The sequence below is a fragment of the Roseicyclus sp. genome, from assembly GCF_965662675.1.
In the GTDB taxonomy this organism is placed as follows: domain Bacteria; phylum Pseudomonadota; class Alphaproteobacteria; order Rhodobacterales; family Rhodobacteraceae; genus Roseicyclus.
The window spans coordinates 1-9,049 of sequence record NZ_CBFIIK010000106.1 but is presented as its reverse complement, the minus strand read 5'-3'; the positions used below and the strand labels follow the sequence as shown (position 1 = coordinate 9,049).

The 9,049-nt window shown below is 63.8% G+C and carries 9 protein-coding genes and 1 pseudogene; 7 read left to right on the top strand and 3 right to left on the bottom strand.

The annotated features are described in order from the left end of the window. Together ACTG4J_RS12975 and ACTG4J_RS12970 are read left to right on the top strand one after the other, a co-directional pair. A partial coding sequence (locus tag ACTG4J_RS12975; RefSeq protein WP_439140144.1) for a tyrosine-type recombinase/integrase occupies positions 1-465 on the top strand: 465 nt, incomplete at its 5' end. Between the two features lie 60 nt (positions 466-525). Then, on the top strand, positions 526-1,212 hold the full coding sequence (locus ACTG4J_RS12970; RefSeq protein WP_439140142.1) for a CDP-alcohol phosphatidyltransferase family protein: 687 nt from the start codon (positions 526-528) through the stop codon (positions 1,210-1,212). On the opposite strand, the gene ACTG4J_RS12965 is transcribed toward ACTG4J_RS12970, so the two are convergent. The 3 genes from ACTG4J_RS12965 to ACTG4J_RS12955 all read right to left on the bottom strand — a co-directional run bounded on the left by ACTG4J_RS12965 (position 1,209) and on the right by ACTG4J_RS12955 (position 3,760). Then, positions 1,209-2,003, bottom strand: coding sequence for an inositol monophosphatase family protein (locus ACTG4J_RS12965; RefSeq protein WP_439140140.1), 795 nt, complete (start codon positions 2,001-2,003; stop codon positions 1,209-1,211). The two genes, ACTG4J_RS12970 and ACTG4J_RS12965, sit on opposite strands and share 4 nt — an antisense overlap. 78 nt (positions 2,004-2,081) lie before the next feature. Further along, entirely contained in the window at positions 2,082-2,858 is a 777-nt protein-coding gene (locus ACTG4J_RS12960; protein ID WP_439140138.1) for a glycerophosphodiester phosphodiesterase family protein, read from the bottom strand. Next, entirely contained in the window at positions 2,855-3,760 is a 906-nt protein-coding gene (locus ACTG4J_RS12955; RefSeq protein ID WP_439140136.1) for a LysR family transcriptional regulator, read from the bottom strand. Before ACTG4J_RS12955 ends, ACTG4J_RS12960 begins: the two co-directional genes overlap by 4 nt. A 93-nt stretch (positions 3,761-3,853) precedes the next feature. Between ACTG4J_RS12955 and metF the strand changes: the two genes are divergently transcribed. The 5 genes and pseudogenes from metF to ACTG4J_RS12930 all read left to right on the top strand — a co-directional run. Further along, positions 3,854-4,720 (top strand): methylenetetrahydrofolate reductase [NAD(P)H], encoded by an 867-nt coding sequence (metF, locus tag ACTG4J_RS12950; protein WP_439140134.1) that lies wholly within the window; start codon positions 3,854-3,856, stop codon positions 4,718-4,720. A 230-nt stretch (positions 4,721-4,950) separates the two neighbouring features. Beyond that, positions 4,951-6,141, top strand: coding sequence for an aspartate aminotransferase family protein (locus ACTG4J_RS12945; RefSeq protein ID WP_439140132.1), 1,191 nt, complete (start codon positions 4,951-4,953; stop codon positions 6,139-6,141). A gap of 82 nt (positions 6,142-6,223) precedes the next feature. After that, complete coding sequence (gene argF / locus ACTG4J_RS12940) at positions 6,224-7,150, top strand: ornithine carbamoyltransferase (protein WP_439140130.1); 927 nt, start codon at positions 6,224-6,226, stop codon at positions 7,148-7,150. A gap of 37 nt (positions 7,151-7,187) precedes the next feature. Next, complete coding sequence (locus ACTG4J_RS12935) at positions 7,188-8,111, top strand: DMT family transporter (protein ID WP_439140128.1); 924 nt, start codon at positions 7,188-7,190, stop codon at positions 8,109-8,111. Positions 8,112-8,234: 123 nt separating this feature from the next. Continuing rightward, positions 8,235-8,837: pseudogene (locus ACTG4J_RS12930) on the top strand (GcrA family cell cycle regulator); the annotation flags it as partial. Positions 8,838-9,049: the final 212 nt, after the last annotated feature.

Below are 9,049 nucleotides of genomic sequence, written 5' to 3'. Positions count from 1 at the left end.
ATGCTGCTTTATGGCTGCGGGCTGCGCCGGTCCGAGGCGCTGGGCCTTGATGCGGGGCTTTTGCCGCTCTCCGATACGCTGCGCATCCGCGGCAAGGGTGGCAAGGAGCGCGAGGTGCCAGTGCTGCCCGCCACCCGCGCGGCAATGGCGCGTTACGCGGCCCTCTGCCCGCATCCGCTGGAACCCGGCTCGCCGCTGTTTCGCGGTATCCGGGGCGGACCGCTCAACCCGCGCCTTGTGGCGGGTGTGATGGAACAGGTGCGCATGCAGCTTGGCCTGCCCGCCACTGCCACGCCACACGCGCTGCGCCACAGCTTCGCCACCCATCTGCTTGATGCGGGCGGCGACCTGCGCGCGATACAAGAATTGTTGGGGCATGCCTCGCTTTCGACGACACAGGCCTATACGGCCGTCGATACCGCCCGTCTGCTCGAGGTCTATGCCGCCGCCCATCCAAAAGCCTAGCGCCATGCAACTGTCACATCTTCGGTTGCCAAGGCGCGCGGAACCCGTCATCTGAGTTCAATGCGAATTCGGGCCTACAGCGTTCACCTCTTCACGGCTATCGGCGCGTCGCTTGCGATGCTTGCCCTGCTCGCAGCGGGTGACCACGATTGGGCCATGATGACCATCTGGCTGACCGTGGCCCTTGTGGTCGACGGCATCGACGGGCCCTTGGCCCGCCGCTACGCTGTGACCGAGAATGCGCCGATCATCGACGGTGTGCTGCTCGATCTGATCGTCGATTTCCTGACCTATGTGATGATCCCGGCCTATGCGCTTTACGAATCGGGGCTTTTGCCGGGCTGGTCGGGCTGGATCGTGGTCTTGCTGATCCCCTTCGCCTCGGCGCTCTACTTCGCCGACACGCGGATGAAGACCGAAGACAAAAGCTTTCGTGGCTTTCCGGGTTGCTGGAACATGGTCGCGCTGGCGCTTTTGGTGATCGTCCCCCCATGGGAGGCGATCTTGGGCCTGGTCGTGGCCTTGTGCGTGGCGCAATTCCTGAACCTGAAATTCGTCCATCCCGTGCGCACCGCGCGCTGGCGTTCGCTGACCTTGCCGATGGCGTTGATCTGGACAGGATCGATCGCCACCGCGGCACTGACCGATTTCAGCCCCAACCCGATCCTGACCGGGATCGTGACGGCAAGCTCGCTCTACCTGCTACTGGTGGGCATCGTCCAGCAAATGACGCCGCCGCGCGCCTAGCTGCGGTCGCGGATGATCGCGGCGAAATTGTCGAAGATCGGCTCGGATGCAGCGACAAGCTGGCCATCGGCCAGCATATCCTGACCTTCGCGGATCGGCTGCACCAAGCCGCCCGCCTCGCGCACCAGCAACAGCCCCGCCGCGATATCCCAAGCGTTCAGCCCACGCTCCCAATAGCCGTCGTAGCGGCCCGCCGCGACATACGCCAAGTCGAGCGCCGCCGACCCCCAGCGCCGCACACCCGCGCAAGCAGGCATGAGCCGGGCCAGATCTTGCAGCGTCGCGGGCAGATACTTGCCGCCCCCAAATGGAATACCCGTGGCAAAGACGCATTCAATCATCTTGTTGCGCCCCGAGACGCGCAAACGCTGACTGTCATTGAGCCAGCAGCCCGCACCTTTCTCGGCATAGAACATCTCGTCCTTGGCGGGGTCATAGACCACGCCGGCGACGATCTCGCCCTTATGCTCCAGCGCGATGGATACGGCCCAGTGCGGCATGCCATGCAGGAAATTGGTCGTGCCATCAAGCGGATCGACGATCCAGCGCCGTGTGGGATCGGTGCCTTCGATGCGCGTGCCCTCTTCGCCCAGAAAGCCGTAATTGGGGCGCGCGGTCATCAACTCGGTCTTGAGAATCTCTTCGGCGGCACGGTCGGCGCGGCTGACGAAATCGCCCGGCCCCTTGGACGAAACTTGAAGGTTCTCGACCTCGCGGAAATCCTTGACGAGGCTGCGCCCCGCCTTGCGGGCAGCCTTGAGCATGATGTTGAGATTGGCGCTGCCTTGCATGCTGGTCTCTCCGTCGCAGACAAGCCGCGCGTATAAGCGGGGCGTCGGGGAATGCCAAGCCGCTAGATGGTCAGTCGATCAGCCCATCGCCCCAGTGCCTCGCCATTGGCCACGCGCCATCAGCAAATCGCGCAACACACGTGGCCGATCGGTCATGATCGCCCCGACCCCGAGATCGAGCAGATGCGCCATCTGGTCCGGATCATTGACGGTCCAGACCTGCACATCGACGCCGCACCGCGTGGCCGCCGCCACGAAACGCCGCGTCACCACCGGAATACCGCGAAACACAGGCGGCACTTGCACCACGCCAAAGGCGGCGCGCGGCATCGGCAGGCCGAACCCCGCAAGCCACAGCACCCCCACACCCGCATAGGCGGGCGACCAGCACAACGCATTGCCCAGAATTCGCCGCATCGCCGCCGTACGCGCCGCCGAGAACGACCCGACACAGACCCGGCCCAGCGCATCTGCACGGGTGATGGCGGCGGCCAAGGGCGCGGCCACCCGGTCGCATTTCAACTCGAAGGTGATCTTGAGTGCAGGGAAATCGGCCAAAAACGCATCGACCCGCGGGATCGCCGCCCCGCCACGGGTGCGGATCAGCGCCAATTCCGCCCAATCCAGATCGGCGATCGCGCGCGGATCGCCCGTCATCCGCTCCAATGTCGGATCATGATGGATCACTGCAACCCCATCACGGGTGGCATGGACATCGGTTTCGACATGGGAATAACCCAGATCCACTGCATGCTGAAATGCAGCCACCGTGTTCTCTTCGGCCTCGAGCGAACCGCCCCGATGGGCCACGGCCAAGGGGCGGCAATGGTCAAGGAAGGGGTGGCGCGCGCTCATCTGCGTTGCAGCTTGGGCGGCTCGCTGCGGCTTAGCTTCAACATCTGCGCCATGAAGGGCTTGGCCGTATCCGCCACCCGCGTCGCCCCGTAAAGCCGCCGGGTGATGCCCTTTTCAGTCAGGCGCCGCGTCACGAGCGAGGGGTGCTTGGCATGATCGCGCACCACCCAATCGGGCAAAACCGCCACCCCCCGCCCCGAGGCGACCAACAGCAAGATCACGGCCGACAACTCGACCTGCCGGATCGATTTCGGCTCGACCCCGGCGGCGAAAAGCAATTGCGAGAATACATCCAATCTGGATCGTTCCACCGGATAGGTAATCAGCGCCTGATCGGCGAAATCCTCGGCCGCGATCCAAGGCTTGGCCGCCAACGGATGATCGGCGGCGCAGACAAAAACCGGCTCGTAATCGAACAACGGCGTGAAATCGACGCCGGGCAGGTTTTCTGGGTCGGAAGAGACGACAAAATCAATCTCTTCACGCAAAAGCGCCGGAAGCGCCTCGAACTGTAGACCAGGGCGGATATCGACATCGATATCGGGCCAACCCACGCGAAACGCGTCAAGCACCGGCAAAAGCCAATCGAAACAGGCATGGCATTCGATGGCGATATGCAACCGCCCCGATTTGCCCTTGCGCAGGCTGTCGAACTCATCTTCCAGCGCGGCGATGCGCGGCAACACCTCTTCGGCCAACCGTAGCAGCTTCAGCCCCGCAGGCGACAGCTTCATCGGCTTGGAGCGGCGCACGAATAATTCCAGCCCCGCCTGATCCTCCAACCCCTTGATTTGATGACTCAACGCGCTTTGCGTGATGTGCAGGCGGTCTGCGGCACGCGCAAGCCCCCCCTCCTCATGGATGGCCTTGATCGTGCGCAGGTGGCGAAACTCGAGATGCATGTGAAACTCATATTGATCTTGAAGATTATGAATTTGTCGCAAGGCACAGTCTATGCGACATCCAATGGCATCAGATCAAGCATTGGAATCATCATGTCCGGCCCCCGCGTCTCATTCGAGTTCTTCCCGCCCAAATCGCTTGAGGCGTCGTTTCGCCTTTGGGAAACCTTGGGCGTGCTGGCACCCTTGTCGCCGGAATTCGTCTCGGTCACCTACGGGGCGGGCGGCACGACGCGGACACTGACTCATGACGCGGTCAAGACGATCCATGCCAATTACGGTGTGCAGGTGGCAGCCCATCTGACCTGTGTCGATGCCACCCGCGCCGAGACACTGGCCATTGCAGAAAGCTATGCGGCCGCCGGCGTAACCCAGATCGTGGCGCTGCGCGGCGATCCGCCGAAAGGTCAGGGCCGCTTTACCCCCCATCCCGATGGTTTTGCCGATTCCATCGCGCTGATCGAGGCGCTTGCCAAGACGGGCAAATTCCAGCTGCGCGTCGGCGCCTACCCCGATCCACACCCGGAAGCAGGCTCGATGCAAGACTGCGTCGACTTTCTCAAGCGCAAGATCGATGCCGGTGCTTCCTCGGCCATCACCCAGTTCTTTTTCGAGGCGGAGACTTTTTTCCGTTTCCGCGATGCCTGCGCCACGGCGGGCATCCATGCCCCGATCATTCCCGGCATCTTGCCGATCCAGTCGTGGAAGGGTGTCCGCAAATTCGCCGAGATGTGCGGCACCGCGATCCCGGCTTGGCTGGACGAAGCCTATGACAAAGCGATCCGCGACGGCCGCGAGCAGCTGTTGTCGACAGCCTTGGCGTCCGAGCTTTGCACCGATCTGATCGCGGGCGGGGTCGAAGATCTGCATTTCTACACGCTCAACGCCCCCGAGTTGACCCGCGATGTCTGCGCCGCGTTGGGCGTCATGCCCAAGGTTGCGCTTTCGGAAGTGGCGTAACGCAACGCGTATGCCATGAGGGGGCACTGCCCTTGTCGTCAATGGCGACCTGTCTTGAGTGAGGGGGCTCTGCCCCCGCCGCGCCCTTGGCGCGACCCCCCCGGAGTATTTTCGAAGCAAAGATAGGCAAGGCGATCACGCAGCGAGAGCGGGTGTTTCATCTGTCGTGAATTGACACGCGCGCAGGGCTGCGCAATGCAGGGTCTTTCATTTCTGCCATGGAGACCGAGATGATCTCGCCTGTCCTGCCAAGCTACAACCGCGCCAAGCTGTCCTTCGTCAAAGGCGAAGGCTCGTGGATGGTCGAGGCCGACGGGCGACGCTTTCTCGATTTCGGTTCAGGCATTGCGGTGATGTCGCTGGGTCATGGACACCCGGCGCTGATCAAGGCGCTGACCGATCAGGCAGGGACCCTGTGGCATACATCGAACCTTTACGTCGTGCCTCAACAAGAGGCGCTGGCGAGCAGGCTGGTCGAACACAGCTTTGCGGATACGGTGTTCTTTTGCAACTCGGGCACCGAGGCCACGGAACTCGCCGTCAAGATGGCGCGCAAGTATTGGTATGAGAGCGACACGCCCGAGCGGACCACCATCCTGACCTTCGAGGGGGCCTTTCATGGCCGCTCCATCGCTGCGATCTCGGCGGCGGGGTCGGAAAAGCTGACCAAGGGCTTCGGCCCGCTTCTGCCCGGTTTCCGGCAACTGCCCTTCGGCGACCACGACGCGCTCCGCGAGGCCGCCGCCGCCCCCGATGTGGGGGCGATCATGGTGGAACCGGTACAGGGCGAAAGCGGTATCCGCCCGCTGCCCGATGCGTGCCTCAAGGGCTTGCGCGATCTGTGCGACGAACACGGGCTTTTGCTGATCTTCGACGAGATCCAATGTGGCGTGGGCCGCACGGGGCGGCTCTTTGCGCATGAATGGGCAGGGATCACCCCCGACATCATGATGGTCGCCAAAGGCATCGGCGGCGGCTACCCGATCGGGGCGCTTTTGGCCACCGAAAGCGCCGCGCGCGGCATGACGGCGGGTACGCATGGCTCGACCTATGGCGGCAACCCCTTGGGCTGCGCGGTCGGGGCCGCCGTTATGGATGAAATCACGCGTGACGGTTTCCTCGAGGATGTCCGCAAAAAGGCCGGTTTCCTGCGCCAGCGCCTCGAAGGGCTCGTGGCCGCCCACCCCGATATCTTCGAGGGCGTCCGCGGATCGGGGCTGATGCTGGGCCTCAAATGCCGCGTCACCAATACCGATGTGGTGGCGGCCGGCTATGACGCGCATATCCTGACCGTTCCCGCGGGCGATAATGTCGTGCGCATCTTGCCCGCGCTCACCATCACCGAGGCCGAGATCGCCGAAGGCTTGGGCCGCCTCGATGCTGCCGCCACCACACTCAGCCGTGCCATGGCGCGGGTCTGATCGCTTCTTCGTTTCATAAATATCCCGGGGGGTCCGGGGGGCTGGCCCCCCGGCGCCGCCCCTAAGCCGAAAGGCCGCGCCGATGCCCCATTTCCTCGATATCAACAAGACCGAACCCGAAGCGCTCCGCGCGATGATCGATCAGGCGGCGGCGATGAAATCAGCCCGAGACGGGCAACCAAAGGGCGCACCTGACGACGATCAGCCGCTGGCGGGCCGCATGGTCGCGCTGATTTTCGAGAAACCCTCGACCCGCACACGCGTGTCCTTTGATGTCGGCGTGCGCCAGATGGGCGGACAGACCATGGTCTTGACCGGCTCCGAGATGCAGCTTGGCCATGGCGAGACCATCGCCGATACCGCGCGCGTGCTGTCGCGCTATGTCGACCTGATCATGCTGCGCACCTATGAAGAGGATGTTCTGCTGGAAATGGCCGATCACGCCAGCGTGCCGGTCATCAACGGGCTGACCAACCGCACCCATCCTTGCCAGATCATGGCCGATATCCTGACCTACGAGGAGCATCGTGGGCCCATCACGGGCAAGAAGGTGGTCTGGTGTGGCGATGGCAACAATGTTTTCGCAAGCTTTGCCCATGCAGCCGGGCAATTTGGCTTTGACCTGACCTTCGCGGGGCCCGAGCCGCTCGATCCCGAACGGATCTTCCTCGAGGAGGCGCGCGCCAAGGGCGTCGCCGTCGAGATCATCCGCGACCCGGCCCGGGCCGTCGCGGGGGCCGATCTGGTAGTCACCGATACATGGGTATCTATGCATGACAGCCAGACCACCCGCGAACGCCGCCACAACCAGCTTCGCCCCTACCAGGTGAACGAGGCGTTGATGGCGCATGCCAAGCCGGATGCACTTTTCATGCATTGCCTTCCCGCGCATCGGAACGAGGAAGTGACCGACGCCGTGATGGATGGGCCGCAATCTGTCGTCTTCGACGAGGCCGAAAACCGGCTGCATGCGCAAAAAGCGATTTTGCGCTGGTGTCTGGGGCTGTGAAACGAAAGGGCGCCCAGCCTTGCCCAAGCCGCCGCCCATGACGCCACAAGCCCTTGTGCCGCCCGCCGCTTTGCCAAGCCCTGCGCGGCGTGCGGAACCGGGCCGCGCGATCATTTTGATGATTTGCGCAACGGCGCTTTTGGCCGGAACAACGCTCATCGCAAAAGCGCTCGGCACCGACGCGCTGGGGGCTGCATTGCACCCTTTGCAGGTCAGCTTTGGGCGGTTTCTCTTCGCTTGGGTCGTGATCGCCGCCGCGATCGCGGTTTTGCGCCCGAAATTCAGCAAACCCGATGTCAAAACCCATGTGATCCGCACCTTTTGCGGTTGGGCCGGTGTTTCCTTGATGTTCGCCGCCGCGGCCAGCATCCCGTTATCGGATGCCACCGCGATCTCGTTTCTGAACCCGGTTCTGGCGATGATTCTCGCTATTCCGCTATTGGGCGAGCGCGTTGGCCGCTGGCGCTGGCTTGCAGCCGCCATCGCCTTTGCCGGCGCGATGATCTTGATCCGCCCCGGCAGCGCGGTGATGCAGACCGGCGCGCTTTTAGCGCTGGGTGCGGCCTGCGCCTTGGGGTTGGAGCTGATCTTCATGAAGCGGCTGTCAGGCCGCGAGGCGCCGGCACAGATTCTATTGATCAACAATTCCATCGGCCTTGCCATTGCCGGCTGTGCCGTCATCTGGGTCTGGCAGGCCCCGACGGGCGCACAATGGGCGGGCATGATCGCACTGGGCTGTGTCATGGCCTGCGCGCAGGTGTTTTTCATCAACGCACTCGCCCGCGCCGATGCCAGTTTCATCACGCCGTTTTCCTACCTCACGCTGGTCTTTGCGGCGCTCTATGACGGGGTGGTCTTCGGCGTCATTCCGACAGCGGTCAGCATCATGGGCGCGCTGACCATCATCTGTGGCGCGGCCCTTTTGGCCTGGCGCGAGGCCACACATCGGCGCAAGGGATAAGCCTTGGCCTTGCGCCGATCCGTGGTGGGGCTAGAATGGGGCTTCAAATCCGGCCAAGACCCCGTCATATGAGGTGTCTTGGGCCGTGCTGCTTGTATTCGGCCCCCAGATCAGGAGACGGGCATGTCCTGGACCGACGAACGCGTCGAGACGCTGAAAAAGATGTGGGGCGAGGGCCAGTCGGCCAGCCAGATCGCCAAGGAATTGGGCGGTGTCACCCGCAATGCGGTGATCGGCAAGGTGCATCGCCTTGGCCTGTCCAACCGCACGGGCGGCGGTGGCACAACACCCGCCCCCCAAGCCAAACCCGCCCCCGAGGCGGAGGTGCGCCCAGCCGCCAAGCTTGCCCGCAAGGACGAGCCCAAGGCCGCGGCTGCGCAACCCGAACGCCCCGCGGCCTTTGTCAGCGACGACCCGCCGCCGCGCCCCAGCAATGTCACACCGCTGCGCAAGCCCATCGTGCCCGCGGGCCAACCGCTCCCGCCGCAGCCCTCGGCCAATGAAATCAGCCCCGAGGCGCTGGCCAAGGTCCATGAGGTCGAGAAGACCGCCAAGCGCATCAGCTTGATGGAACTGACCGAGCGGACCTGCAAATGGCCCATCGGCGACCCCGCGACGCAGGATTTCTACTTCTGCGGCCTGCCCGTGCAGCAAGGCAAACCCTATTGCGAGGCGCATGTGGGCGTGGCCTTTCAGCCGATGTCGGCGCGGCGCGACCGCCGCCGCTACGGGGGCAAGTCCTCAGTCGCGCCGACCGACAAGGCCCGTCAGAACGGCGGCGCCGACGGCTGCGATAACGATGCCCGCGATCTGGAAAAACCCGCGGCTGTAAAAGGCCGCAAAGCCCCACGGTCCCCGGCTGGCCGAGGCGCGCCACGCCTCTTCCTGCCCCAGCGTGTCGAACGGCAAGACAAGATCGACACCATAAAGCACCGGGT

Excerpts from the sequence above, each read along its gene's own strand:
- metF (WP_439140134.1), top strand. The coding sequence starts at position 3,854 with ATGTCCGGCCCCCGCGTCTCATTCGAGTTCTTCCCGCCCAAATCGCTT.
- ACTG4J_RS12935 (WP_439140128.1), top strand. The coding sequence starts at position 7,188 with ATGACGCCACAAGCCCTTGTGCCGCCCGCCGCTTTGCCAAGCCCTGCG.
- ACTG4J_RS12945 (WP_439140132.1), top strand. The coding sequence starts at position 4,951 with ATGATCTCGCCTGTCCTGCCAAGCTACAACCGCGCCAAGCTGTCCTTC.
- ACTG4J_RS12970 (WP_439140142.1), top strand. The coding sequence starts at position 526 with ATGCGAATTCGGGCCTACAGCGTTCACCTCTTCACGGCTATCGGCGCG.
- ACTG4J_RS12960 (WP_439140138.1), bottom strand. The coding sequence starts at position 2,858 with ATGAGCGCGCGCCACCCCTTCCTTGACCATTGCCGCCCCTTGGCCGTG.
- ACTG4J_RS12965 (WP_439140140.1), bottom strand. The coding sequence starts at position 2,003 with ATGCAAGGCAGCGCCAATCTCAACATCATGCTCAAGGCTGCCCGCAAG.
- ACTG4J_RS12955 (WP_439140136.1), bottom strand. The coding sequence starts at position 3,760 with ATGCATCTCGAGTTTCGCCACCTGCGCACGATCAAGGCCATCCATGAG.
- argF (WP_439140130.1), top strand. The coding sequence starts at position 6,224 with ATGCCCCATTTCCTCGATATCAACAAGACCGAACCCGAAGCGCTCCGC.